This window comes from Guyparkeria halophila, assembly GCF_034479635.1.
Classification (GTDB): Bacteria; Pseudomonadota; Gammaproteobacteria; order Halothiobacillales; family Halothiobacillaceae; genus Guyparkeria; species Guyparkeria halophila.
Genome location: NZ_CP140153.1, coordinates 743771 through 769207 on the forward strand (window position 1 = coordinate 743771; position 25437 = coordinate 769207).

General features: G+C 65.0%; 26 protein-coding genes and 1 other RNA gene. 10 read left to right on the forward strand and 17 right to left on the reverse strand.

Annotation, left to right across the window (positions count from 1 at the left end):
- Nucleotides 1-77: 77 nt before the first annotated feature.
- From aroE to rpiA, 5 genes are all read right to left on the reverse strand, one after another.
- The gene (gene aroE / locus SR882_RS03425) at nucleotides 78-950 is read right to left on the reverse strand and encodes a shikimate dehydrogenase (protein ID WP_322521952.1); all 873 of its coding nucleotides are present in this window, start codon (nucleotides 948-950) and stop codon (nucleotides 78-80) included.
- 11 nt (nucleotides 951-961) lie between these two features.
- The gene (locus tag SR882_RS03430) at nucleotides 962-1942 is read right to left on the reverse strand and encodes an alpha-L-glutamate ligase-like protein (RefSeq protein ID WP_322521953.1); all 981 of its coding nucleotides are present in this window, start codon (nucleotides 1940-1942) and stop codon (nucleotides 962-964) included.
- On the reverse strand, nucleotides 1942-3501 hold the full coding sequence (locus SR882_RS03435; RefSeq protein ID WP_322521954.1) for a UUP1 family membrane protein: 1560 nt from the start codon (nucleotides 3499-3501) through the stop codon (nucleotides 1942-1944). Before SR882_RS03435 ends, SR882_RS03430 begins: the two co-directional genes overlap by 1 nt.
- Nucleotides 3502-3604: 103 nt before the next feature.
- Entirely contained in the window at nucleotides 3605-4120 is a 516-nt protein-coding gene (locus SR882_RS03440; protein ID WP_322521955.1) for an ATP-dependent zinc protease family protein, read from the reverse strand.
- Between the two features lie 31 nt (nucleotides 4121-4151).
- The gene (gene rpiA / locus SR882_RS03445) at nucleotides 4152-4817 is read right to left on the reverse strand and encodes a ribose-5-phosphate isomerase RpiA (RefSeq protein WP_322521956.1); all 666 of its coding nucleotides are present in this window, start codon (nucleotides 4815-4817) and stop codon (nucleotides 4152-4154) included.
- 167 nt (nucleotides 4818-4984) lie between these two features.
- On the opposite strand from rpiA, the gene ilvA reads away from it, so the two are divergent.
- The 4 genes from ilvA to SR882_RS03465 all read left to right on the forward strand — a co-directional run bounded on the left by ilvA (nucleotide 4985) and on the right by SR882_RS03465 (nucleotide 8915).
- Nucleotides 4985-6508 (forward strand): threonine ammonia-lyase, biosynthetic, encoded by a 1524-nt coding sequence (ilvA, locus tag SR882_RS03450; protein WP_407653342.1) that lies wholly within the window; start codon nucleotides 4985-4987, stop codon nucleotides 6506-6508.
- 291 nt (nucleotides 6509-6799) lie between these two features.
- Nucleotides 6800-7423, forward strand: a complete 624-nt coding sequence (locus SR882_RS03455) for a hypothetical protein (protein ID WP_322521957.1) — start codon at nucleotides 6800-6802, stop codon at nucleotides 7421-7423.
- A gap of 279 nt (nucleotides 7424-7702) precedes the next feature.
- Nucleotides 7703-8299: a hypothetical protein gene (locus tag SR882_RS03460; RefSeq protein ID WP_322521958.1), complete on the forward strand. Its 597-nt coding sequence runs from the start codon at nucleotides 7703-7705 to the stop codon at nucleotides 8297-8299.
- A 37-nt stretch (nucleotides 8300-8336) separates the two neighbouring features.
- A complete protein-coding gene (locus SR882_RS03465; protein WP_322521959.1) occupies nucleotides 8337-8915 on the forward strand; it encodes a hypothetical protein in 579 nt (192 codons plus the stop codon).
- A gap of 370 nt (nucleotides 8916-9285) precedes the next feature.
- On the opposite strand, the gene SR882_RS03470 is transcribed toward SR882_RS03465, so the two are convergent.
- The 5 genes from SR882_RS03470 to SR882_RS03490 all read right to left on the reverse strand — a co-directional run bounded on the left by SR882_RS03470 (nucleotide 9286) and on the right by SR882_RS03490 (nucleotide 11244).
- Nucleotides 9286-9747, reverse strand: a complete 462-nt coding sequence (locus tag SR882_RS03470; RefSeq protein WP_322521960.1) for an EVE domain-containing protein — start codon at nucleotides 9745-9747, stop codon at nucleotides 9286-9288.
- On the reverse strand, nucleotides 9732-10385 hold the full coding sequence (locus tag SR882_RS03475; protein WP_322521961.1) for a 5-formyltetrahydrofolate cyclo-ligase: 654 nt from the start codon (nucleotides 10383-10385) through the stop codon (nucleotides 9732-9734). Before SR882_RS03475 ends, SR882_RS03470 begins: the two co-directional genes overlap by 16 nt.
- A 72-nt stretch (nucleotides 10386-10457) precedes the next feature.
- Nucleotides 10458-10655: non-coding RNA, 6S RNA (gene ssrS / locus SR882_RS03480), on the reverse strand.
- A 70-nt stretch (nucleotides 10656-10725) separates the two neighbouring features.
- Entirely contained in the window at nucleotides 10726-11022 is a 297-nt protein-coding gene (locus tag SR882_RS03485; RefSeq protein WP_322521962.1) for a cell division protein ZapA, read from the reverse strand.
- A gap of 3 nt (nucleotides 11023-11025) precedes the next feature.
- Nucleotides 11026-11244 (reverse strand): hypothetical protein, encoded by a 219-nt coding sequence (locus SR882_RS03490; RefSeq protein WP_322521963.1) that lies wholly within the window; start codon nucleotides 11242-11244, stop codon nucleotides 11026-11028.
- Between the two features lie 223 nt (nucleotides 11245-11467).
- Here SR882_RS03490 and SR882_RS03495 point away from each other — a divergent pair, with 223 nt between their 5' ends.
- Genes SR882_RS03495 through SR882_RS03515 form a run of 5 tightly spaced genes read left to right on the forward strand, consistent with a single transcriptional unit; the run spans nucleotide 11468 to nucleotide 16751 of the window.
- A complete protein-coding gene (locus SR882_RS03495; RefSeq protein ID WP_322521964.1) occupies nucleotides 11468-12016 on the forward strand; it encodes a UPF0149 family protein in 549 nt (182 codons plus the stop codon).
- 47 nt (nucleotides 12017-12063) lie between these two features.
- Entirely contained in the window at nucleotides 12064-13416 is a 1353-nt protein-coding gene (locus tag SR882_RS03500) for an aminopeptidase P N-terminal domain-containing protein (protein WP_322521965.1), read from the forward strand.
- A gap of 32 nt (nucleotides 13417-13448) precedes the next feature.
- On the forward strand, nucleotides 13449-14672 hold the full coding sequence (locus SR882_RS03505) for an FAD-dependent monooxygenase (RefSeq protein ID WP_322521966.1): 1224 nt from the start codon (nucleotides 13449-13451) through the stop codon (nucleotides 14670-14672).
- Entirely contained in the window at nucleotides 14672-15862 is a 1191-nt protein-coding gene (locus tag SR882_RS03510; RefSeq protein ID WP_322521967.1) for an FAD-dependent oxidoreductase, read from the forward strand. The genes SR882_RS03505 and SR882_RS03510 overlap by 1 nt, the downstream gene beginning before the upstream one ends.
- On the forward strand, nucleotides 15852-16751 hold the full coding sequence (locus SR882_RS03515) for a potassium channel family protein (RefSeq protein ID WP_322521968.1): 900 nt from the start codon (nucleotides 15852-15854) through the stop codon (nucleotides 16749-16751). Before SR882_RS03510 ends, SR882_RS03515 begins: the two co-directional genes overlap by 11 nt.
- An 8-nt stretch (nucleotides 16752-16759) precedes the next feature.
- Here the strand turns inward: SR882_RS03515 and prmA are convergent, their stop codons facing one another.
- The 6 genes from prmA to cutA all read right to left on the reverse strand — a co-directional run bounded on the left by prmA (nucleotide 16760) and on the right by cutA (nucleotide 23045).
- On the reverse strand, nucleotides 16760-17659 hold the full coding sequence (gene prmA / locus SR882_RS03520) for a 50S ribosomal protein L11 methyltransferase (RefSeq protein ID WP_322521969.1): 900 nt from the start codon (nucleotides 17657-17659) through the stop codon (nucleotides 16760-16762).
- Between the two features lie 145 nt (nucleotides 17660-17804).
- Nucleotides 17805-19148, reverse strand: coding sequence for an acetyl-CoA carboxylase biotin carboxylase subunit (gene accC, locus SR882_RS03525; RefSeq protein ID WP_322521970.1), 1344 nt, complete (start codon nucleotides 19146-19148; stop codon nucleotides 17805-17807).
- A 58-nt stretch (nucleotides 19149-19206) separates the two neighbouring features.
- Complete coding sequence (gene accB / locus SR882_RS03530) at nucleotides 19207-19659, reverse strand: acetyl-CoA carboxylase biotin carboxyl carrier protein (protein ID WP_322521971.1); 453 nt, start codon at nucleotides 19657-19659, stop codon at nucleotides 19207-19209.
- Nucleotides 19660-19689: 30 nt separating this feature from the next.
- Nucleotides 19690-20139: a type II 3-dehydroquinate dehydratase gene (aroQ, locus tag SR882_RS03535; RefSeq protein WP_322521972.1), complete on the reverse strand. Its 450-nt coding sequence runs from the start codon at nucleotides 20137-20139 to the stop codon at nucleotides 19690-19692.
- A gap of 228 nt (nucleotides 20140-20367) precedes the next feature.
- The gene (dsbD, locus tag SR882_RS03540) at nucleotides 20368-22731 is read right to left on the reverse strand and encodes a protein-disulfide reductase DsbD (RefSeq protein ID WP_322521973.1); all 2364 of its coding nucleotides are present in this window, start codon (nucleotides 22729-22731) and stop codon (nucleotides 20368-20370) included.
- Nucleotides 22710-23045 carry a divalent-cation tolerance protein CutA gene (gene cutA, locus SR882_RS03545; protein ID WP_322521974.1) on the reverse strand — a complete coding sequence of 112 codons (336 nt, stop codon included), beginning with the start codon at nucleotides 23043-23045 and terminating at the stop codon, nucleotides 22710-22712. Before cutA ends, dsbD begins: the two co-directional genes overlap by 22 nt.
- 271 nt (nucleotides 23046-23316) lie before the next feature.
- On the opposite strand from cutA, the gene SR882_RS03550 reads away from it, so the two are divergent.
- Complete coding sequence (locus tag SR882_RS03550; RefSeq protein WP_322521975.1) at nucleotides 23317-23817, forward strand: FxsA family protein; 501 nt, start codon at nucleotides 23317-23319, stop codon at nucleotides 23815-23817.
- Between the two features lie 98 nt (nucleotides 23818-23915).
- Here SR882_RS03550 and hemG read toward each other — a convergent pair whose 3' ends face one another.
- The gene (gene hemG, locus SR882_RS03555; RefSeq protein WP_322521976.1) at nucleotides 23916-25337 is read right to left on the reverse strand and encodes a protoporphyrinogen oxidase; all 1422 of its coding nucleotides are present in this window, start codon (nucleotides 25335-25337) and stop codon (nucleotides 23916-23918) included.
- Nucleotides 25338-25437 lie beyond the last annotated feature (100 nt).

Below are 25437 nucleotides of genomic sequence, written 5' to 3' on the forward strand. Positions count from 1 at the left end.
CAGCTCGCCACCAGCAGAAACGCAAAAAGGCCCGCCAAATGGCGGGCCTTTGTCATTGCAGCCGAATGCCGGGCCGGTCAGTCCTCGGCGTCGCGCTCGGCGGCTTCACGGATCTCCTGGCGCAACTGCTCACGCACCGGCGCGGTATCCGGGCGCTTGCCGTGCCAGAGGGCGAAGCTCTCGGCCGCCTGTTCGACCAGCATGCCCAGACCATCCAGCGCATGTGCACCACGTTCCTCGGCCCAGTCCATGAAGACGGTCGGCTCGGCCCCGTAGGCCATGTCGTAGGCCGCCGTGCCCGCGCCGATCAACGCATCGGGCAGCGGCGGGAGCTGGGCGCTCAGGCTGGCCGGCGTGGCGTTGATGATCAGGTCGAAGCGGGACTCCTCGATTCCGGCCAGCGGACAACCGGAGAGCAGACAGTCGCCGGCGGCATCGCTGAATTCTTCGACCAGGCCGTAGGCGCGATCGGGGTTGCGGTTGGCGACCACCAGTTCGCGTGGGGCTTCCTGCAGCAACGGGGCGAGTACCCCGCGTGTCGCGCCCCCGGCCCCCAGGATCAGCAACCGGCGGTCAGCGATCTTGACCCCGTGGAAGGCCAGGTCGTTTACCAGGCCGACGCCGTCGGTGTTGTCGGCGTAGATAGGCTCGCCAGGATTCGTCGGGAACACCAGGGTGTTGGCCGCCAGGGCGCGCCGGGCGCGCTCGCTGTGACCACCGGCGAGATCGAAGGCCTCGAGCTTGAATGGCACGGTGACGTTCATGCCGCGACCACCGCGTTCGATGAAGGCGGCGACGGTTTCCTCGAAGCCGTCGATCGGCGCCCAGATCTTTTCGTAGGCCAGCTCGATGCCCAGCTGCCGAGCGAAGGCCCGGTGGATCAGGGGGGATCGGGAATGTTCGATCGGGTTGCCGATCACGGCGTACAACAGGGGCGTGCTGGGGGCCATTGCGGTCTACGTCACAGGTTCATGGGGGCGAGGTGCTCGCGCGACCACGCGGCGCGTTCGGCCGCCGTTTCGTCGCTCAAGAGATGATCGACGTGCCGGTCGACGCGCTCGATACGGTGACGCAATCCCTCACCGTTTGCAACCTGGATGGACAGCCCCGGACGGGCGTTGAGCTCGAGGATCAAGGGGCCCAGATCCCGGTCGAGCACCACGTCCACTCCCAGGTAGCCCAGGCCGGTTATGTCACTGCATTTGGCGGCCATTTCCAGCAGCGACTGCCAGCCCGGGATGTCCACCCCGCTGATGGGTTCGCGCGTGTCCGGGTGGTGGGTGACCCGCCGGTTGTGGGCGACCCCGTCGAGCGTCCGACCACCGGCCATGTCGACGCCGGCACCGATGGCGCCCTGGTGCAGGTTCGCCTTGCCGTCGGATTGCGTGGTCGGCAGCCGCACCATCGCCATCACCGGGTAGCCCCGGTAGACGATGGTGCGGATGTCCGGTACGCCCTGGAAGCTGATCTTCTCGAACAGGGGGGAGAACTTGACCCGGTACTCGATCATTGCCACGTCGGGGCGACCGCCCAGGCTGTAGGCGCCGGCCAGGATGTTGGAGATATGCAGCGCGATCGCATCGATGCCGATCGCCTTTCCCGAACTCTTGCGATAGACCAGCGGCCGGTCGGACTGCTTGCCTTCGAGCACCAGGATGCCGTCCCCGCCCGCCCCATTGGCCGGCTTGATCACGAACTCTTCGTGCTCGCCGACCAGTTTCGACAGGTTCTTGATCTGATGGGTGCTGCTGATCACCCCGTAGAGGGCGGGGACGTGCAGACCGGACTCCTCGGCCAACTCCTTGGTCAGCAGCTTGTCGTCGACCAGCGGGTAAAAGCGCCGCGCGTTCATCTCGGCGATGAACTCGCCGTTGCGCTGGTTCATGCCCAGCACCCCCAGCTCCTTGAGCCGACGCGGCGAAATCGGCCAGTTGATGGCCATCAGCGGTCATCTCCCGGCGGGTCGGGACGACGGGCCTGCGCCAGCGTCTTGAAGGCACGGAAGCGGAACAATTCCGTCAATCGGTAGCCGGTGTAGCGCCCCACCAGCAGCGTGAAGGCCAGCACCACCAGCAGGAGTTCGGGGAAGACGAAGAACAGGTGGGTGACGTAGGCGTTGACCATCACGAGATAGGCCATGGCGGCGACGACCAGCGACCCGGTCGCCTGTGCGAGGGCATCACCGGCCCCGTGCTCCTCCCAGACGATCGACACCCGCTCGATGGTCATCGCCAGGATTACCATCGGGAACAGTCCGACCGACAGGCCGATGTCGAGCCCGAGGCGATGCGAGACGATGCTGATCAGGGCCATCAACAGGATCACGACGATCACCACCGCCGCCAGCCGAGGCACGAGCAGCAGCTTGAGGCGTTCGAGGTAGAAGCGGATCGCCAGACCAAGCGCGACGATCAGGGTGAACAGCACCACGCCGCCCACCAGTTGCGTCTCGCGGAACGACAGCGCGATCAGTACCGGCATGAAGGTGCCGAAGGTGCGAATGCCGATCAGGTTGCGCAACAGCACGATGATCAGCGCACCCAGTGGCACCAGCAGGAGCACGCGATAGGTGTTCTGTGCATCGATCGGCAGGTCGAGCAGGGAGAAGTCCATCAGCCGGGACTCGGCAATCGACGATTGCAGCTGGGCCGTCTCGACCGCGTCGCGCAGGTTGCGCGTGGTCGCGAAGGTCAGCCCCACGTCCTGCAGGCCCGAGGTGGCCAGCGCCGATTGGTCGCCATGCCACCAGACCAGGAACTGACGTGGATAGCCGACCGAGCCCGTGCGCGGGTCGATCGGCACCCAGCGCCGCGAGTTGTGGACCTCGAGCCAGGTGGTCGGCGTGAGATTGCGTCCCTCGTCGGTCAGCATCACGCCATGGGACATGCGTGCCGGGATACGGGCGATCGCCAGCAGGCGGATCGCCAGCCGGGTGCGTTCGGTCTCGGTGGCGTCCGGTTTGAGGAACGCGGCGATGTTCTCGTTCGGTCGACTGGCGTTGACCTCCTTGACCAGCAGGGTCGCGAAGGTCTGGATATCGGCCGATCCGGCGCGGATTTCCTCGACGAACGACTCGGCGGCCGACTTGAGCGGCTCCTCAAGCGTCGGTGCTGCCGCCGGGCCGGGGTAGGGTGAGGGCTGGATCTCCTCCTGATCGCGGTAGACCGTTGCCTGGTAGTACAGGGTCTGGTTGCCTTCCGGGCTGCGCTTGGTCCAGACCGCCTCGCGTTGTCGATCGCTCGACTGGGTGGTCAGGCCCCAGCCACGCGAGACAAAGCCTTCATCCAGGAGGGTGTAGTGGGGCGGATCGCTGGGCAGGGCGAACCGGACCGAGGCCGGGGCCGTGCCCGGGTTTACCTCGATCTGCGCCTCCACCGTCCAGGTCTCTGTCTCCCGGTCCGGCGTCAGCGGAAAGCCCAGCGTGTCGTACTTGTACCAGGCGACCGACAGGCCGACCACGGTCAGCAGCAGGACGACGAAAAGAAGGTGGATGCGTCTCATGATCGCGGGTCAGGGCTCCGGCGGGGACAGAAGGAGGGGGCAGATTGAGGGCAGACCGTCGTCTGTCCTCACGTTCCCCAGGGCGTGGGTCCGGTCACGACGGTCAGTCGCAACTCGGCTCCCGGGTATCCTTGATGGCGGAGTCCACCAGCACGTGGCCGGCCAGGTGGTTACGCCCCACGAGCAATGGGTAGTTCCACTTTTCGCGGTTGGTCAGGCTGACTTCCTCGGTAATGAGTCGATCGCCAATGCAGAAATCGAGATCGACCACGTACCGTTCCTGCGAGTCCTTGCCGTGGCGCTTGATATGAACGATCCGGCTTACTGGCTCTTCCAGTACCCGGCGTTCATCGGTGTCCCGATTGACCACCGTGAAACGGACCCAGTCCTCGTCGTCCTTCTCGAATTTCTCGATCTCGCGGGCATCGATCGATGAGGTGGTCGCGCCGGTATCGAGCTTGGCGCGCATGCTGCGCTCCAGCTCCATCACGCGTACGTCCTCGATATAGCCGTAGATCTGCTTGTGCTTGGCCTCGTCGGCTTGTGCCGGGGTGACCAGCAGGCAGGCCAGCAGGGCCGCCGTCAGCGCGCCAGGTCGTGCGATTCGGTAACCCTTCATCGTCGCCCTCATCCTCAATCCGTTCGTCGATTTACCCGTTGATCTTGCGAATATCGCCGTCGGCGGTGCCGAGGATCAGCACGTCGGCCGGCCGGAGGGCGAAAATGCCGACGGTTACGACGCCGGGCAGGTCGTTGAGTTCCGCCTCGAGCTTGGCCGGCTCCATGATGCGGAGATTGTGGACATCGAGGATCTGGTTGCCGTTGTCGGTCACAAAGCCGTCGCGGTAGACCGGCTGGCCGCCGCGCTTGACCAGTTCGCGGGCGATCATGCTGCGCGCCATCGGGATCACCTCGACTGGCAGCGGGAAGTCGCCGAGTACGTCGACCAGCTTGGTCTCGTCGGCGATGCAGACGAACTTCTTCGCCAGTTGCGCGATGATCTTCTCGCGCGTCAGCGCGCCACCGCCGCCCTTGATCAGCTGCAGGTTCTCGTTGGACTCGTCGGCGCCGTCGATGTAGACGGGCACGTCGTTGACGCTGTTGAGATCGAACACCTCGATGCCGTGGTCCTTCAGGCGCTGGGTGCTGGCCTCGGAGCTGGAGACCGCGCCCTCGATGCGGTTCTTGATCTTGGCCAGCTCGTCGATGAAGTAGTTGACCGTCGAGCCGGTGCCCACGCCGACGATGCTGCCGGCCGGGACGTATTCGATTGCAGCCTGGGCGGCGAGTTTCTTGCCTTGTTCTGTGTTGCTCATGCTTGTCTTCACTCTAGTCGAGGTCAGGGCCCATCAGGGCGGCTCGCCGCCGCGGGGCCCGAGGTTTTTCCGGGTTTCTGATAACCTCATATCCTATATCACTACCACCGTTTGGCGGGCAAAAGCCCCATGAAATTGCCGCCGACCACCCATTACGAGGTACGGACTTGACGCCCCTGTTGCGCGACTATCTCGAGGCGATCCTCAAGGCCCGGGTCTACGACGTGGCCATCGAATCGCCGCTCGAGCCGGCCATCCAGCTTTCCGAACGTATCGGCAACCGCGTGCTCTTGAAGCGCGAGGACATGCAGCCGGTCTTCTCCTTCAAGCTGCGTGGTGCCTATCACAAGATCCACAAGCTCTGGCGTGAGGACCGAATCGGCGGCGGCGTGATCGCCGCCTCGGCGGGCAATCATGCCCAGGGCGTGGCGTTGGCCGCCCAGACGCTCGGTCTGCGCGCGGTGATCGTGATGCCCGAGACCACCCCGGCGATCAAGGTCGATGCCGTGCGTCGTCGCGGGGCGGAAGCGGTGCTGGTCGGCGATGCCTTCGACGACGCCTTCGCGCACGCCAAGACGCTGATCGCATCCGAGGGGCTGACCTACATCCCGCCCTACGACGACCCGGACATCATCGCCGGCCAGGGCACGGTGGGCGCCGAGATCCTGCGCCACCATCCCGATCCGATCCACGCGATCTTCGTGCCGGTCGGCGGCGGTGGCCTGATCGCCGGGGTCGCGGCCTACGTGAAGGCCCTGCGTCCCGAGATCCGCGTGATCGGGGTCGAGCCGACCGATGCCGCCTGTCTCGCCGCGGCGCTGGCCGCCGACGAGCGCGTGATCCTTGACCAGGTGGGCCTGTTCGCCGACGGGGTCGCGGTCAAGCAGATCGGCGAGTACCCCTTCGAGGTGGCGCGCGAGGCGGTCGACGAGGTGGTCACCGTCGACACCGACGAGATGGCCGCGGCGATCAAGGACATCTTCGACGACACCCGCAGTATCAACGAGGCGGCCGGCGCGCTGGCTACCGCGGGACTCAAGCGCTATGCCCGCGAGCGCAACCTCTCCGGCGAGACGCTGGTGGCGATCGCCTCGGGGGCGAACATGAACTTCGACCGCCTGCGTTTCGTTGCCGAGCGCGCCGAGATCGGCGAGCACCGCGAGGCACTGTATGCGGTCACCATCCCGGAACGTCCGGGCGCCTTTCTCGCCTTTTGCGAACTGTTGGGGCGGCGGCAGATCACCGAGTTCAACTACCGCTACGCCGATGCCGACCGGGCGCACATCTTCGTTGGCATCAAGCTCGCCGAGCAGGCCGATCGCCAGCTCGTCTACGAACAACTGTGCGCCGCCGACTATCCCGTGATCGACCTGACCGACAACGAGATGGCCAAGCTGCACGGCCGGCACATGGTCGGCGGGCACGCCGGGGATATTGCCGACGAGCGGCTGTTCCGCTTCGAGTTCCCCGAGCGCCCCGGCGCGTTGCTGAAATTCCTCTCCCACCTGGGCGCGCGCTGGAACATCAGCCTGTTTCACTACCGCAACCACGGCGCCGACTACGGTCGCGTGCTGGTCGGCATCCAGGTGCCGGAAGGCGAGGTTGGCGAGCTGACCACCTATCTTGAACGCTTGCGTTATCCCTACTGGGCCGAGAGCGACAACCCGGTCTATCCGCTGTTTCTCGCTTAAGGCGGCGCAAACGGCCAACAAGGAAGGCAATGTAAGGCGCCTAAGGTGCTGGCCTCGCCTCACGCACCTTGATCTAACTGCATAAGCAGTTGATCATGCAGTGATAGACACGGACTATTCGCCGAGGTTGTCACGGATGGACGACGAACTTGCCTTGGGCGCACTCGCGCTCGAACCCCCTTTGTCGCTGGCTCTGCTCAACGAGCGTCGGGTATCTCTTGGCGACGCTTGTGCCTGTCGTATCTTTGTTACGAGTCCCATTTCGGTTGTCCGTCCCGCCGGGTGTCTGACATGGGTGTGAAGCAATCGATCATCGATTGGCTGGAGAGCGTGCCCGGCCCTACGGAAGCGCAGGCCCGCCGCTGGTGTCGAATTCGCTGGGGACTGGTGGGCTTGGCCGTGCTGGCCGAAGTCCTGTTGTGGTACGTCCTTTACGCCATGGATGTGAATCACCCGCCGATTTGGTTGAGTGTGCCGTCCGCTTGGCTACTTGTGCATGTGCCTGCTGCGCAGGGGCACGCCAATTTTTCTTACTCTTTACGAGAGGAAATGCCTTACGCATTTACGGTCGTTTTTTTCTTCTCCATCTTGGTCGCGTCTTTCTTTGCTTTATTTAATAATAATAGGCTGGCGCTTCGCGGTGTTGCGAATGTTCTTCGCGTTCCGTTGAGTAGGTTGTTTGTCCCTATTTTTGGAGAGATTTTTTTTCTGTCCATAGTGGCGTATTACTTATTTTTATTTTACTCTCAACCTACGGCAACGGCCGACAAGAGGTTGCTTTCAAATATTCATGAATATGCCCCGTCGCTACTCGTTTTTTGGGTACCTATGTTTGGCTTTCTTGGGATGATTTTGGGGCAGCACTTGGTGTTTTTCCGTGATCTTTTTGCGCATGCAGTACGGCAGTCGCATTAGCTAAACTGGGAGCAGTTGGCTAGTGCGGGGTGCCACGTCAGGCGCGTGACGACGGGTATTTTTTCCAGTTTTTGAGGCGCTGGGTATGGACATGAAACAATCGATGGCCCGCCCCTCGGTGAAAGACGAAGCGAACTGAAGTGTTCGTCCGTCTTGTCAATGTCGGCGTTCGGTTTCCGCCAGGTCATCACGCTGTGCCCACGAGTCTGAGCCAGGGCAATCGACACGAGCGCCTCGCGTCGGTAACTCGACAGGTTGCAAACAAATCAGGAGATAGATGTGCGATCTGAGCGGCGTGGACAATTTGCCCCGGTTATAAAGAATTACCAGGACGTTCAGAACCGGGTGGGCGCCCTGTCCTACAAGATCCTTTTCTTCGTCTGGTTTGTTTATTTTATTTTGCATATGTTCATGCCGGGGCCCATGCATTCCCTGTCCGTGCTCATTTCCTTCTGGGTTCCCGGCATCGAGGGAATGGTCAAGGGGCGCAATGGGAGCGGCATGATCCGTGTGCTTGTGGTGACGATCCTCCTGATCATGCCGTTCCAGCTTGTCCATTTCGTTCGGACAATGATCCCCCGGCTCCAGGATGAGAATCCCGGGGTTAGGGAGTTGTTGAAAAGGCTTTGGAAGGCGTTTCTTGTCTCATTGTTTACGGGAACCATATTTCTTACGGCTTGGAATCTGCTCCTGACCCTTCCAGGGAAAGACCGAGCTGAACTGGGTAGCTGGGCAGGGTTGTTTAAAACATTTTTTGAGATTGATTTGTTTTCTGGGGCTTTTTTGCTCCTTGGAACGAGTGGGTCCATGCAGGGTGTGGCGTATCTCGTGGTTGTCACGCAAGCATTGTTTTTCTATCCAGACAGTGAAAAGTGATTTATGTCAGATATGACAACGGATAACCAGGGAGCGCATGCTGATCTGGGTCAATTCACTAGCAGCCTCTTTGACGCCACGGTTCGGGCCAATCCCAGCTCGAGAAAAAGCCCTACAGCGTTTTCAAACTTCGATCTCGGGTTGGTTTCTGGTGATTATTAGAAAATGCGACTACATTGGCGTTGCGGAATTCGTTTGCAGGTATCGGCTTTATTTTTTTATGGCCATCTGTGTCTGGGTTGGTTTCGTTATCGTTGGCCCCGTTTTTAGTGGCTTCGCGAGGACGATCGTTTTCTCGACCCCGTTTCTGCGGCCTGTTCATTTCTTTTTCTTGGGTATTGGCTTCTGGGTCATTTTCCCATTGTTTGTTTACTCCCTGATGTTGTATGTAGCGTTTCGTTTCAAGCCAACGGAGTTTCCGGGTGGTTGGAATTATGAAGCTGAGGGTGCCATGCCGAAACCGTGCGAAGTTGTAGAAAGACGTCTGTTGCCTAGCAGCCTAACAGAGGAGTATGTTTTCATTACATGGCTGATCGGGGTTTTATTTATGACCTTCTGGATTCCCCAAATTGTCGGGGGATTGGTTTCTTTCTCAGTTATCACATGGATTAAGTGATGCCTGATTTTTACATTACTGACCCAGCGGGGATGGCTGCTAGATCGGATGCTGCCTGAAGCGGTGTCGGCGGCGGGGTCGGACCGAGGTGACCTTGAGTTTCCATTTATTTTTAATAAAAAATCTGGCCTTGGGGCGCCTTAGGTTGCCTGAGGGGGTATGCCGTGCCCCAGGGCTGTTCGACGCACGCAAGCGCTATGGTCTTTGTGTACTCAATCACACAGAACATCTGTGCTACCCCAATGCGCACGAAAGCGACAATCCGGTCCATCCGTTGTTCCTGGCCTGACCGCAACGGATTGTCGGGTGTCATGAAAAAACCGCGCCTCCGCGCGGTTCTTTTCGTTTCCAGGGCGTGGGAGCAGGTGCCTTAGTCCGGATCCTCCAGCGAGAGGATGTGTTCCCACTGATCCTCTGTCACCGGCATGATCGACAGGCGGTTGCCGCGGCGCACCAGCGGCATTTCCTCGAGGGCCGGGTCGGCCTTGAGTTCGGGCAGCGGGATCACGCGCTGGGTGTGGCGGACGTACTTGACGTCGACCAGCAGCCAGCGCGGCTTGTCCGGATCGGATTTCGGGTCGTAGTACTTCGCGTCGGGATCGAAGGCGGTGGGGTCGGGGCGCGCCTCGCTGACGATATCCATGATGCCGACGATGCCCGGTACCTTGGTGTTCGAGTGATAGAAGAAGGCGCGGTCGCCCGGCTTCATCTCGTCGCGGATCATGTTGCGCACCTGGTAGTTGCGGATGCCGTCCCAGGGTTCGATGCCGACGCGCTCGAGATCGTCGATGGAAAAGGCGTCGGGCTCGGATTTCATCAGCCAGTAGGCCATGGCGTCTCCTGTGCGTCTTGGTACGGGGTCAGACCGACCCGGGATGGCCCGCACAAGCAGCGGGCATCGATTACCCCGATGTCGGTCACGATGTAGTCGAGCGGCTGGTCCCAGGGGTCGACCGGCAACGAGTCGACCTGCTGGCAGCCGAAGGCCACGCCGATCGCCAGTGGTCGCCGCCCGCGGCGTTGGGTCAGGGCGCGGTCGTAGAAGCCGGCGCCCATGCCGAGGCGGTTGCCGCGCGCATCGAAACCCACCAGCGGGATCAGTAGGGCGTCCAGGCTGTTGATGCCGCGGCGGCGAGGATCGTCGGACTCGATGATGCCGAACTGGTTGGTGCGCCGTCTCGGCATGCGGCGGTGCGAACAGGCCGTGAGCGGATCGGCGTGATGGAAGGCCAGTCGGCGGTCGGGCAGCACGCGCGGCAGCCAGATTTGACCGCGGTGGCGCTTGAGCCAGCCGTCGAGCTCGGGCTCGCCGTCGAAGGCGCAGTAGGCGGCTACAGCCTGAAGGGAAAGTCCGCGCGTCAGTCGTTCGAGGCGGGCCTCGAGTCGGCGGATGGCCTGGAATCGAGCAAAGCCGCCCAGCGCCTTTCGGCGCGCGCGCAGGGCTTTTCTCAGGGCGGCTTTATCGAGCATCGTCACGATTCGATCAAAGAAGAAGGCCTGCACGCGGGCGGTGTCGCATTCGTGCAGACCTTCTGGGGTGAGGTGTCTTCCAGGGCGCCGCTGGCGGCGCTACGACCTTGAACCGATAGGGTTCAAGTCGGGGACAACGCCCGGCTCATCAGGCTTTCCGCCCAGCTCAAGGCTTGGGCGGACATGCACACAGAACCGTTTTGTTGACCCCTGTGTCGCAAATTAAGGCTCAAGGGATAGAGCGCAACCTGGCGAACGTCCCAGAAGACTGACCTAATCGTAGGGCCGACGCCCCGGGCTTTCAAGCGGTGTCGAGTGGTACGGCGATCTGTTCGCCCGCTCAGGATTGCTCCATGGCCTCGAGCAGACGGTCGATGCGGCCGGCCAGCTCGCCGTTGTCGAGGTCCGCGGGCAACTCGAGTTCGCGGCCTTCGAGCAGCTGGCGGGTAATGTTCAGCGCCGCGAGCACGGCAATCCGCTCGGTACTGAGCACCTTGCTGGTCTTGCGGATTTCGGCCATCTCGTCATTCAGATACTCGGCCGTGCGCAGCAGCATGCCCTGTTCTTCCGGCGGGCAGACGATTCGGTAATCCTTTTCCATCACCCGGACGGTGACGGGGTGGTTGCGCTGGCTCATGGGTCAATCCTCGCGTTGGGTCTCGGCGGTCTCGTCCTCAAGACGCCGCAACTGGCCGGCCAGTTCCTCGATCCGGTCATGGCTGTGCCCGATCAGTCGGCGCAGTTCCCGGTTTTCCTCGGCCAGTGACGCCGCTTGCGCGCGCAGCTCGCCGCGCTCGGCATGGGCCCGCTCGGCGGCGGCGAGCAGTCGTTCGATCTTGTCGGCAAGCCCTTCGGCCATGGTGTCGAATCTCCGCGTGAATCGCCCCAACGCATCCGCTGGGATGCCGGGCGGGATGACGGGTGGGCCGGACCGCCCGAAGACAGGCGGACGAGCGCCCGGATCTCGGGCGGCAGTCTATCATTTGCCCGGCATAGCGGTGACAATGTCGCCACCCATCAGATCAAGGCCGTAGCAACGACGATCGGCAACGAGAACGGGCAAACACGCAACGAGACGCGCAATGACCGAATATCAACGATTTCAGCAAGCCCTCGACTCCATCGGTGCGCTGGCCAATCCGGCCGAGGCACACGGGGTCCTGATCGGCATGTGGATCGGTGGCGGCCCCGCCGAGGAGTCGCGCTGGCTGGCCGAGCTGGTCGAGGAAGATCGGCCGCCGCAGGCGCCGCCAACGGCGCTCTCCGAGCTCTACCAGCGCCTGGTCGAGCAGGTCACCACGGCCGACAACCTCGGGCTCGACCTGGTGCTGCCCGACGAGGAGACCAGCCTCAAGACGCAGGTCGAGGGGTTGATCGACTTCGCCCAGGGCGTGCTCTACGGCTACGCCATCGAGAACGGGCCGGCCCGTCGTGCACTGGGTGACGATGCTCGCGAGGTATTCGATGATCTCGGCGATATCGCCCAACTCGATCCGGAGTCGGTCAAGACTGAGGATGATGCCTTCGACATCCACCAGATCGAGGAGTATCTGAGCTCCGCGCTGCTGGTGATGTACCTGCAATTGCACCCGCCGATCCCCGAGACGGCCGGCTCGCAGCGCCTCCAGTAGCCCGACGCTTCCTTTAAAACACAACGATTCAGACCACGAGCGACGAGATGCAATTGATCGGCCCTTCTCCGACCGAGCGCCGTGAATACCAGCGCCGCCGCAAGCGCCTGATCAAGGCCATCGGCAAGCGCAGTGCCGCCATCGTGCCGGCGGCCGTGGAACAGCAGCGCAACCACGACAACCCCTGGCCCTTCCGCCAGTCGAGCGACTTCTACTACCTCACCGGCCTGGCCGAACCGGATGCCCTGCTGCTGATCTGTCCCAAGCGTCCGGAGGGCGAGGTGATCGCCTTCGTCCACCCGCGCGATCCGGAACGCGAGCGCTGGGAGGGGCCGCAACTGGGCACGGAGCGAGCCCCGGCCGCGCTGGGGATCGATCAGGCCTTCGGCATCGACGAGATCGACGAGCGGCTGCCCGAACTGCTCAAGGGCTACAACAAGTGCTACCTGCCGTTCGATCAGCACGACTGGGTGGTGAACGCCCTGGGCTGGTTCGACGAACTGCGCCGTGGTGCCCGAGCGGGCGTCCAGCCGCCGGAAACGATCAAGGACGTCGCCGGCCCGATCCACGAGCAACGCCTGATCAAGTCGGCGCAGGAGATCGATCGGCTGCGCCGGGCGTGCGCGGTATCGGTCGAGGCGCACCTGGCGGCGGCACGCGGCGTGCACGCCGGGTTGTTCGAGTTCGAGATCGCCGCGATCCTGCAGAAGGTCTTTGCCTGCGCGCACGGCGAGCCGTCGTTCGCCCCGATCGTCGCCGGCGGCGCCAATGCCTGCGTGCTGCACTATCGGGCCAACGTCGCCGAGCTCAAGGACGGCGACCTGGTGCTGATCGACGCCGGCGCGGAGGTCGACTACTACGCCGGCGACATCACCCGCACCTGGCCGGTGAGCGGCACGTTCAGCAAGCCTCAGCGCGCGCTCTATCAACTGGTGCTCGACGCGCAACTGGCCGCGATCGAGACGATCGCCCCCGGGGTGTCCTTCGATGCCCCCCATCAGGCCGCCGTGCGCGTGATCACGGAAGGCCTGATCGAGCTCGGCTTGATCGACGGGCCGGTCGATGAGGCGATCGAGGCCGGGCGCTATCGATCCTTCTTCATGCATCGCACTGGCCACTGGCTGGGATCGGACGTCCATGACGTGGGCGGCTATCGTGTCGATGGCGACTGGCGCGAGCTCGAGCCGGGCATGGTGATGACCGTCGAGCCGGGTCTCTACATCGACCCGCAGTCGGAGGCGCCGGAGGAATACCGCGGCATCGGCATTCGCATCGAGGACGACGTGCTGGTCACCGAGGACGGGCACGATGTGCTAACCCGCGGTGTCCCGAAGCAGATCGACGAAATCGAGGCGCTGTTCGCCGGGCGGCGCGATCCCGCCAGCCAGCCGCTCGAATAGATCCTGGAATACGCCCTGGAGTGAACCGGACCATGACACGCAATGCGGCCCTGCACGACGAGGCATTCGACACCGACGTGATCATCGTCGGGGGCGGGATGGTGGGCGGCGTGCTGGCGCGTGCCCTGGCCGTCGATGGCTGGTCGGTCGAGGTGATCGAGCCGCGTCGGCCGGAGGAGTCGGCCAGTTTCGACCGCCGCCTGACGGCGGTGGCCGATGCCGGCTGGCAGTATCTCGACACGCTCGGCTTGATCGATGCGCCGCTGGCCGCCGCCGTTGAACGGATCCGCGAGGTGCGGGTCTTCGATCGCGGGCATTTTGGCCTGAGCCGCATTACTGCCCGGTCGGCCGGGGTCGAGGCGTTGGGGTACGTCATGCCCAACCGTGCACTGGGAGAACGCCTGGAAGCCCTGCTCGCCGAGCCGCCGGCGCGGGGGGGACAGATCCGTTACCACCGCCCGGCACGCTATGAGCGTCATGACAGCGATGCCGACGGCGCGACCGTCGTGCTCCGCGATGATGACGAGCGGGTCGTGACGCGCCGTGCGCGGCTGGTGGTGGCGGCGGACGGCGCGGATTCCGCGGTGCGCGAGCAGGCCGAGATGGGCATCAGCCGCCACGAGTATGGCCAGGTCGCCACGGTGACCACGGCCATGCCGGCACGGCCGCACGGCGGGGTGGCGTTCGAGTGTTTCACCACCGGCGGCCCGCTGGCGGTGCTGCCGGCTGCCGAGGGACGGGTATCGCTGGTCTGGGTGGCGCGCCACGCCGAGGCCGAGCGAGTGGCCACGCTGGATGACGAGGCCTTCGCCCGGGCGGTGGACGAGACCTTCGGCCACCGTCTGGGTGGCTTTTCGGCGCTCACACCGCGCGGCCAGTATCCGCTTACCCTGGTGACCGCGAATGAGCCGGTGGCCGATCGACTGGTGGTGCTGGGCAATGCCGCTCATGCCCTGCATCCGGTCGCCGGTCAGGGTTTCAATCTCTGCCTGCGTGATATCCGCGATCTTGCCCGGGTGCTGCGGGCGGACCGGGGAGGCGCCGTCGATCCGGGCGATCCGGTTCGACTGGCGCGCTACCGTTCGCTGCGCCAGGCCGATTACCGGCGCACCATCGGATTGACCGACGGCCTGGTGCGCGGTTTCTCGCTGGACCTGCCGGGACTGGGGCACCTGCGCGGCGCGGCACTGTCCGTGTTCGACGGCATGCTGCCATTCAAGAATCGCCTGGTGCGCGCCACGCGGGGCATCGCCTGATGGCCGGCGTGCAGCAGGTGGACGTGATCGTCGTCGGTGGCGGCATGGTCGGCGCCGCCGCGGCGCTGGCACTCGCGCAGCAGGACCTCGAGGTCGCGCTGATCGAGCGCGAACCGCCGGCGCCGCTGGGTGGAGACGATCCCTTTGACCTGCGGGTCTCTGCACTGGCACCGGCGAGCATTGCCTTGCTTGAGCGGCTGGGCGCCTGGCCGGCTATCCGCGCCGAGCGCGCCGCGCTCTATCGACGCATGCGCGTCTTCGATGCCGCCGGCCCGGGTGACCTGACCTTTGACGCCGCGGAGGTGGGGCGACCTTACCTTGGCTACATCGTCGAGAACCGCCGCGTGCAGCTGGCGCTGTGGTCGCGATTGCGCGAGTTCGACAACGTCGACTGCCTGACCGGCAGCGAGCCCCAGCGGCTCGACGTGCGCGATCGTGACGTGTCCCTGACCCTGGCGGACGGGCGGGAACTGCGCGCCGAACTGGTGATCGGGGCCGACGGGCAACGCTCCTGGGTACGCGAGACGGCGGGCATCGGCGCGAGCAGTCGGGACTATTCGGTGGCCGCGCAGATCCTCTCGGTCGAGACGGCCTACCCGCAACAGGACATCACCTGGCAGCGATTCACCCCGGACGGTCCGCAGGCCTTCCTGCCGCTGGCGGGCAATTGCGGCTCGCTGGTGTGGTACGACGCCCCGGATCGGGTGCGCGCCCGCCACGCGCTCTCGCCCGAGGCATTGGGGGAGGCGGCGATGGCTGCGTTTCCCGAGGAGCTCGGCGAGATCACGCGAGTGGCGGGCCAGGCCTGGTTTCCGATCCGCCGCCTGCACGCGCATCGCTACTGGGCCGATCGGGTGCTGCTGGTCGGTGACGCCGCGCATTCCATCCACCCGCTGGCGGGGCAGGGCGCGAACCTCGGCTTTGCCGATGTGGCGGCGCTGATCGCCGTGGTCGAGTCGATGGCAGATCGGGGATTGGGCGATGCGCGTCTGGCACGCGCCTACGAGCGACGTCGCCGGGCCGACAACCAGCTGATCCAGTCGCTGATGGATGGTTTCGACTGGGGTTACCGTCGCCGCGACCCGCTCACCGTCGCCACGCGTACCGTCGCGACCCAGCTCGTGTCCGGTGTGCCGCCATTGCGCCGCTGGATGACCCGAATGGCAGGAGGTCAGCGCCTTGGCGGATAGACCCTTTGTCGAGTCGCCCGAAAAGCACACGGCGAGGCTGCTGATCAGTTGGGGCGTGCGGTTTACCCGACTGCTTGGCATCGGTGGCGTGGCCGATCACGAGAATCGAGCGGCGCAGCGTTGGGCCGTTCGTCTGGAGTTGCCCCTGCTGCTGATTTCCCTGTGGATCCCGGTGCAGTGGTATCTGGAGCATACCGGTCAGGTCGAGGCGGGGCAGGGATTCTGGGTCGATCAGCTCATCTGGGGTTTTTTCCTGGTCGAGCAGCTGATGCTGCTCGCCTTGGTCAAGGACAAGCTCTTTTACTTGAAGACCAACTGGTTGCTGGTTGCCGTGGTGGCCATTGGTTTGCCGCTGATCCTGATCGAGGCCGTGGCTTTCATGCTTGGCCTGCGGTTACTGCGTGTCTTGCTGGTGTTGATTACGGCACTTCGGCTCGGACGCCGTTACTTTCGTGAGCTGGGCCGGCACGTGTTCTTCGCCATCGGTCTGATGACGGCCTTCCTGCTGGTGCTGGCCGGGTCACTCATGCCCGTGCTGGACCCGCAGACCTTCGACGATTTCAGCGACGGGGCCTGGTGGGCGCTGGTCACGTTGTCGACGGTCGGCTACGGGGATCTGGTGCCTCAGACCGCCGCCGCCCGCGCGATGGGGTTCGTCTTCGTTGGGGTCGCCGTGGTCTGGCTTGCCCTGATCAGTGCCTCGACCGCCGCCTTCCTGGTCGGTCTGAGAATGGAGGCGAGCAGCCAGGACGAAGAGCGTATCGACATGCAGATACTGCGTCGGCTCGACCGCATCGAGTCGTTGCTGGAGCAGGAGCGCGCTGCGCGACAGGAGCAGGGGGACCGTGGAGCCGACAGCGGAACGGGCCACGAACCGCCGGGACGGTAGACAGCGATTCAGTCTGGCCGGCGACCCGCCACCAGTGCCCAGTCACCCAGCTCCCGGAAGGTGGTGACCTCGTTGCCGGCCGCCGTCCAGGCCGCGGCCACGGCGTCGGCCTGATGCGTGAGGATGCCGGAGAGGGCAAAGCGGGCCCCCGGCTTGAGATGCCGACTCAGCATCGGGGCCAGTTCGATCAGGGTCGGGGCGAGGATGTTCGCCAGCAGCCCGTCGACCTGCCGGTCGGCGGGATACTCCTCGGCCAGGTACAGCGACAGGCTCGACGGGTCGATGTCGTTGAGATCGGCGTTGCCGCGGCTGGCGGTGAGCGCCTGCGGATCGATGTCGGTCCCGTCTACCTGGGCCGCGCCCAGCCGTAAGGCGGCGATGGCGAGGATCCCCGAACCACAGCCGGCATCCAGCCAGTGTTGCCCGGTGATTTCCTCCGACTCCAGCCATTCCAGGCACAGGCGCGTGGTCTCGTGCTTGCCCGTGCCGAAGGCCAGCCCCGGGTCGAGTCGGATCGGGAGGCGACCGGCAGGGGCCGCGCTGTCTTCCCAGGCCGGCTCGATCACCAGCCGCTCGCCGATCGGCATGGCGGTGAAGTCGGCCTGCGTGCGACGCACCCAGTCGTCCTCGTCGAACACCGCATGGCCCAGCCGGTCGAGCAGGGCGGGGCGCAGCAGCCCGTGCAGCGTGCCGACGATCATCGCCGGCGAGACGTCCCCTGTGAACAGGCCGACCACGCGGGTCTCGGCCCACAGCGGAGCCTCGCCCGGCTGCGGTTCGAGCACCGGCTCGTCACCGAGTTCCTCGAGGGTGACCGACAGCGCGCCGGCGGCCAGCAGGCCGTCTTCGACCGCCTCGACGTCGTCGCGCGGTACCTCCAGCCAGAGGTGCTGCCACTCGTCGGCCATTAGGGACACCCCGAAAAAACTGTTGCGTCACCCGATTGCTGCGTCACGTGCTCGCTCACTCCTCACCTATCCGCTTGATATGTCTCGTCGTTCGCTGCGCGGTTCCTTGCACTCGGGCGACTCACGACGTTTTTTCGAGATGTCCTTAGGAGATGCCGAGCCGCTTGTGCAGGAAGTGGATATCCATGCCGCCGGCGATGAAGTTCGCGTCCATCATCAGTTCGCGGTGCAGCGGGATGTTGGTCTTGATGCCGTCGACCAGCATTTCCTCGAGCGCGCCGTGCATGCGGCGGATGGCCGCCTCGCGATCACCGGCATGGGTGATCAGCTTGCCGATCATCGAGTCGTAGAACGGCGGCACCGAGTAGCCGTTGTAGATGTGCGAGTCGACCCGCACGCCCAGTCCGCCCGGGAAATGCAGGTTGGTGATCTTGCCCGGACTGGGGGCGAAGGTGGCCGGGTCCTCGGCGTTGATGCGGCATTCGACGGCGTGACCGCGGAATTCCACCTGGTCCTGGGTCAGTTGCAGCGGGATGCCGGCGGCGATCGCCAGTTGTTCCTTGACCAGGTCGATGCCGGTGACCATCTCGGTGACCGGATGCTCGACCTGCAGGCGGGTGTTCATCTCGATGAAATAGAACTCGCCGTTCTCGTAGAGGAACTCGAAGGTGCCCGCCCCGCGGTAGTTCATGCGCTTACAGGCCGCGACACAGACCGCGCCGATCTCGGCGCGCTGCTCGGCGGTAATGCCCGGTGCCGGCGCTTCCTCGATCACCTTCTGGTGGCGACGCTGCATCGAACAGTCGCGCTCGCCCAGGTGGATGGCGTTGCCCTGGCCGTCGGAGAGCATCTGCACCTCGATGTGCCGCGGGTGCTCGAGGAACTTCTCCATGTAGACCTCGGGATTGCCGAAGGCCGCCCCCGCTTCGCTCTTGGTCATCTCGATGGCGTGGTGCAGGTGGGCCTCGGTGTGCACCACCCGCATGCCACGGCCACCGCCCCCGCCGGCCGCCTTGATGATGACCGGGTAGCCGATATCGCGCGCCAGTCGATGGTTCTCGTCGGGGTCGTCGGTCAGGGCGCCCTCCGAGCCGGGCACGCAGGGCACGCCGGCGGCCCGCATGGTCTCCTTGGCGGTGACCTTGTCGCCCATCATGCGGATGGATTCCGCGGTCGGGCCGATGAAGATGAAGCCCGACTCTTCGACCCGCTCGGCGAAGTCGGGGTTCTCGGAAAGAAAACCGTAGCCGGGATGGATGGCCGAGGAATCGGTCAATTCGGCGGCAGCGATCAATGCCGGCACGTTGAGGTAGGACTCGTTGGACCGGGGGCCGCCGATGCAGACGGATTCGTCCGCGAGGCGGACGTGCTTGAGATCACGGTCGGCAGTGGAATGGACGGCCACCGTGCCGATGTCGAGCTCGCGGCAGGCGCGCAGGATGCGCAGCGCGATCTCGCCACGGTTGGCGATCAGGACCTTGTTCAGCATCTTGGGAAAACTCCTGGGAAGACGAAAGCGGCTGGCTGTGGGTCGAGCAGGCGGGGCCTTACTCGATCACGAACAGCGGCTGGTCGTATTCCACCGGCTGGCCATTCTCCACCAGGATCTCCTTGATCGTGCCGTCGACCTCCGCCTCGATCTGGTTGAACATCTTCATCGCCTCGATGATGCAGATGGTGTCGCCCTTGCTCACGGTGGTGCCCACCTCGACGAAGGCGCTCGAATCGGGTGACGAGGCACGATAGAAGGTGCCCACCATCGGCGAATTGATGGTCTTGCCGCGGGCCTCCGGCGTCTCCCTGGGTGCGGGTTCACCTGACGCCGCCGGAGCGGGGGCAGCCGGTTGCGGGGCAGGCGCCGGCGCGGCCGCCTGCATCATGGGCGGCTGCTGGGAGTGGCGCGAGATGCGTACCGACTCCTCGCCCTCCTTGATCTCGATTTCGGCGACGCCCGACTCCTCGAGCAGTTCGATCAGTTTCTTGACCTTGCGAATATCCATGACGTGGGTCTCTTGCGTTATGCGTGCGAATCAGGCGGACGATGCGTCCAGATGAGCGATCAGGGCGGTCAGGGCCAGTTCGTAGCCCAGCGCCCCCAGCCCGACGATGCTGCCGACGGCCACATCCGAGAAATAGGAATGCTGCCGGAAGGCCTCGCGGGCGTGAATGTTGGAGAGGTGAACCTCGATGAACGGCCGGTCGATGGCGAGCAGGGCATCCCGCAGCGCGACGCTGGTGTGGGTCCAGGCGCCGGGGTTGATCAGCACCCCGTCCAGCCCATCGTCGGCCGCATGATGCAGCCGGTCGATGGCCTCGCCCTCGTGGTTGCTCTGGAAGTGTTCCAGCGCCGCCCCTTGTCCTTCGGCGGCCCGGTCGAGGCGTTGGCCGATGTCGGCCAGCGTCAGTCGCCCGTAGCGCTCGGGCTCGCGGGTGCCGAGCCGATTGAGGTTGGGGCCGTTGAGTACCAGGATCCGTTTCATGGAGACTCGCTCTCGTCGACGGGCGGAATGACCGGGTCCCCGCCGGGTCCGTCCCCGACGAGTCAATGCCCGCATTGTGCCGGTTGGGGGTGCCGAAGTCACGTGTTCGGCGTCGTTTTTTTGTCAATCGCCACCCATTGGCGGATTTTTCACGAAGTTATACCCCGGCAACAAAAGATGGGCCGCGGAGATGCAAAGAGCCCCGCGCAGGGCGGGGCTCGAAATCGATCAGCGGTTCGAGACGGCCGTGACATGGCCGAGGAACTCGTCGGGTGGCTGATACCCGACCACCCAGTGCTGACGCACCCGTTCGCCCGAGGCATCCCAGAAGATGATCCCCGGCGGGCCGTACAGGTCGAAACGCTTGAGCAATGCCTTGTGGTCGGCGTTGTTGGCGGTCACGTCGGCCTGCAGCACCAGAAAACCGCTCAGCGCCTCGATCACGCGCGGATCGCTGAAGGTGTTGTGTTCCATCTCCTTGCAGGAGATACACCAGTCGGCGTAGAAGTCGAGCATCACCGGCTGGCCGGCGGCCCTGGCCTGCTCGAGTGCCTGGTCGAGTTCCTGTTCATCGTTTACCTGGCGGAACTCGAGCTCGGCGATCTGGCCGCCACCGCCACCCAGCGACAGGCCGGTAAGCGGCGCGAACGGGGTGCCCTTGGCCCCGGCGGCGACGCCGATCAGCATCAGCGCGCCCCAGAGGAGCAGCACCAGTCCCAGCGACTTCCAGAGGCGCAACCAGCCCGAGGCGGTGTCACGCAACGATTCGGTCGCCCCCATGTAGACCGCCGAGGCGATCAGCAGCACGGCCCACATCAGCTGGGTGATGGCCGGGGACAGGAAGCGCTCGAGCATCCAGATCGCCAGGCCGAGCAGCACCACGCCGAACACGGCCTTGACCGCATCCATCCAGCCGCCGGCCTTGGGCATGTACTTGCCGCCCAGCGTGCCGACCAGGATCAGTGGCAGGCCCATGCCGATCGACAGGGCGAACAGCGCCAGCCCGCCGATCACCGCATCGCCGGTCTGGCCGATATAGATCAGGGCGCCGGCCAGCGGTGGGGCCATGCAGGGACCGACGATCAGGGCCGAAAGAAAGCCCATCACCGCCACGCCGGTGAGTGTGCCGCCCTGTTGGCGGTTCTGCACCTGCATGATCCGCGACTGGATCGAGGAGGGCAGCTGGAGTTCGAAAAAGCCGAACATCGACAGGGCCAGCGCGACGAAGATCGCGGCGAACACGCTCAGTATCCAGGGGTTCTGGAAGGCGGCCTGCAGGTTGGCACCGAACAGCCCGGCCAGTACCCCGGCCACGGTGTAGGTGACCGCCATGGCGAGGACGTAGACCACCGAGAGCACGAAGGCCTTGCGGGTGGTGATGTGCTCGCCCTGGCCGGCGATGATGCCCGAAAGGATCGGGATCATCGGGAAGACGCAGGGCGTGAACGCGAGCAACAGGCCGAAGATCAGAAAGCCCAGGATGATCGCCCAGGGGCTGCCGTCGATCAGGCGCTGGGTAATCATGTCCGTTTCCGAGCCCGTCTGGGCGGCGGCCTCGGTGGCGGTGTCGGTCGATGGGCCGCTGCCGGCCGGTGCCTCGCCCCGGTCATCGCCCCGGTTCTGGCCGAGTGACGGCATGTCTTCCAGCGGGGTCAGCTCGCCGGCATCGCCGGGTACCTCGTCGAGGCGCTCGGCGTCGCCCGCGGCCGGATCGATCCGCCAGGCCTTCTCCATCGGCGGATAGCACAGGCCCATGTCGGCGCAGCCCTGGTAGCCGATCACCAGGGTGTACGGCGCATCGGCGTCGATCGACAGTTCGGTCTCCAGCTGGTCGTGGAAGACCCAGACGGTGCCGAAATTGGGATCGTCCTTGCGCTCGCCCTCGCCGATGTGCGTGGCGCGGATGGATGCATCGCCCGCCACGGCCGCCTTGGTGCGATCGCGATACAGGTAGTACTCCGGGGCGATGTCGAAGCGGACGAACACGCTCCCGTCATCGACGATCACCTCGGGGACGAACGCCTCTTCGGGGTCCATCGGTTCGTTGCTGCTGCCGAAGCCACCCAGGCTGATGCCGCCATCGCGCGAATCGGCGCCGGAGGCGTCTGATGCCGCATCCGCCGAGGCGCTGGCATCTATCGGCGGCAGGTCGACGGAAAGCTCGTGCGTCTCCGGCGGGTAGCAGACGCCGTGGATGTCGGAGCAACCCTGGTACTCGACCGTGATGCGCGCCTCGCCGCCGGGAGCGGATTCCACCGGTACGCGGGCGGTGAAGTCATCCTTGTAGACGGGGGTCTCGCCGAAGACCGGGTCGTCCTCGATCACCGCCTCGGGCAGTTGCGGCTCCCCGAGTTCGACCGAATCGCCGCCACGGATCTTCAATTTGTCCTGGTAGAGGTGGTAGCCCTCCACCACGCGGAAGTCGAGGCGCAGTTCGCCGTCGTCGTGGCTGACCTCGACACCGAAGGCCTCTTCCGGTCCCAGCAATTCGGGCTGGGCACTGGCCGCCGTCTGCCAGGCGAGGGCGACGGTGACAAGCAGGAAGGCGGCGATTCGCACCCAGGGTGCGGTCAGGGAGTGGTTTGAACGCATTGCTGAACCCATTCGGAGTAAGACTGGCTGCTTTCGGCCGGCAGGATAACCACCTCGGGGCAGTCGTAGGGGTGATATTGCTCGATCGCGTCCTTGAGGTCGTCGATGCGGTCGAGGCTGGTCTTCATGTGAAGCTGGTATTCCTCATCGCGGCACAACTCGCCCTGCCAGTGGTAGGCCGAGCGAACCGGGCCGAGGATGTTCACGCAGGCCACCAGACCGTCGGCCAGCAGGCGCGCGCTCAACTCATCGGCCGCGCGGGGGTCGTCCAGTGTCGTGATGACCAGTGCTATTGTGCTTTGCTCGATCGTCATTATCGTGATTGCGTCAGGTCGTTGAGTCGGTGTTCGGCCTTGCCCGTTCCAGCCGGCCCGGCCTTGGGCCGGTCGATGGGCCGCAAGTTCCGCGGGTCGGCTCTACGGCGGCCCGATGAGCCAAGGTAGCCAGATGCGTGTCATGGGTCGCCCGAGCCCCTGGCTCGATACCTGGTGTATTCGCCGCGGCGAATTCCAGCCGGTTGTCGACAGGAAGCCTAGCGCTGCAATCGTTAGACGGCAAACAAATCCATCGTAACCCCGAGAAGTCATGCGAAAACTGTCCGGTTTCATCCTCTTCCTGCCCCTCGTCGAGCTGGTGCTCCTGATCGCGATGGGCGCGGCCATGGGGTTTCTTGTCACGCTGCTGTGGATCGTCGCCACCGGTGTCTGGGGGGCGTGGCTGATGCGCACCGCCGGGCCCAATGCCATGGCGCGCGCCCAGCGTGACGTGGCGGCGACCGGTCGGGGCGAAATCGACGGGTTGGGCGTGGCGGCCAATTTCCTCGGCGGGTTGATGTTGCTGTTGCCGGGGCCGCTGACGGACCTGCTGGGGCTGGTGCTGGTGACGCCGTTCCTGCGTCGCCTTGCCTTTGGCGCGTGGCTTGCCGGACGGCTGCAACAGGTCGTGGTCGAGCGTGGCGGGTTCGGGACCGGTCCGCGGGGGCCGTTCGGTCCCGGTGCGGACGGCAATGTCTACGATGCCGACCCGGACGATATCCGGCGGGACGAGCCGCGCGACCCGCGTCGCATCGATCGCGACCGCGACTAGTTCCTGCCGGGGCGATGGCCCGGGTGATTGTCAGGGCACTTACCCGGGCACTTGTCTGAGTGCTTGCCCGGGCGCCGCGGGAGCGCTCGCCCGTCAGGTCAGTGTTCGCCGTCGAGAATCCGCCGGGCGAGCGCCTGACCGTTTTCGAGACAATCACCCACCGCGATGCCCTCGCGCCAGTTGCCGATCAGCGACAGGCCGGGGTAATGCTCGAGTGCCTGATCGAGCCGTTCGATCCGGGCCAGGTGCCCCAGCTCGTACTGCGGAATCGCGCGCGGCCAGCGACTGACGCGCTGCCAGACCGGCTGTCCCTCGATGCCGAGCAGGTCGCCCAGGTCCTTGCTGACCTGACGGGCCAGCTCGGCATCGCTCATCTCCAGTGCCTCGGGGTCCTGTCGCCCGCCGATGAAGGCGGTGATCAGCTTGTGGCCGTGCGGCGCACGATTGGGAAACAGCGTCGAGGAGAACAGGGCACCCAGCGTCCGCCGACGTTCGCGGCGGGGAATCAGGACGCCGAAGCCGTCAAGCGGGTGGGCCAGCACGCCGGGGGGGAAGCCCAGGGCGACGGCGGCGACCGGCGGGTAGACGATTTCGTCGAGCGGCTCGGCGAGCAGTGCGTCGAGTGGGCGCAGTAGCGAGGCGCTCACATGGGCCGGCGTGGCCAGCACCAGCCGCTTGGCCTGCCAGGTGGTGCCGTCCTGGTCGATCGCTTGCCAGCCGCCATCCTCCGGCTGAACGGCCTGCACGCGTCGGCCACAGGCGATCGTGCCGTCGGTTGCCGCGTCGATGTCCGCCGCGAGCCGGTCGGTGAGTGTCTGGATGCCGCCGGGAAAGCTGATCAGCTTGCCACGCCATTCGCGCGGCATGGGCTCGGTCCCTTCGCGGCGCTCCCGCTTGGCCCGTTTCATGGCGGCGAATCCACCGCGGATCAGCGAGCCATGCTCACGTTCCATGGCGGCGAGCTTGGGCATGGCGGCCTGAACGGACAGCCGGGCCGGATCCCCCGCGTAGACCCCCGAGACGAATGGGTCGACCAGGTAATCGAGAATGTTTCGGCCCAGGCGGCGCTCAACGAAGTGGGCCAGCGTCTCCTCGCCCGTTCCCCGGCGCACCCAGGGCTCGCGCAGGATGCGGCCAATGCTGCGCGGGCCGAGCAGCGGATTGAAGGGGGCATTGAGCGGATGGGTGGGCAGGGCGAGCACCCGCTTTCCCTTGGCGATATAGCGTTTCTTGCCCGCCTCGCCGGCGAAGATCGCCTCGTCGGTCAGGCCCAGTTCCTTGAGCAGCCGATAGAGCGGCGGCTTGACCATCAGGGTGTTCGGCCCGATCTCGACCTGCCATTCCCCGTCGCGGCGGCTCTGGATATTGCCGCCAGGCACGTCGCCCGCCTCGAGCACGGTGACCCGCTGGCCGGCCCGCGCCAGCGCCCAGCCGGCAGCCAGCCCGCTGGCGCCCGCGCCGATGATCAGCGTGTCGGTCGTTTGCGTCTTGCCGGGGGCGTCGTGGTCGCTTGCTGTCATGGCATCTCGTGGCGTGGCAGGGCAAGTTCGCGTGCTTGCCGTGCTCTGGGTTGCTATGTCTGTTCGGGGCTCGAGTGTACTCTACCGGTTCGATCAATTT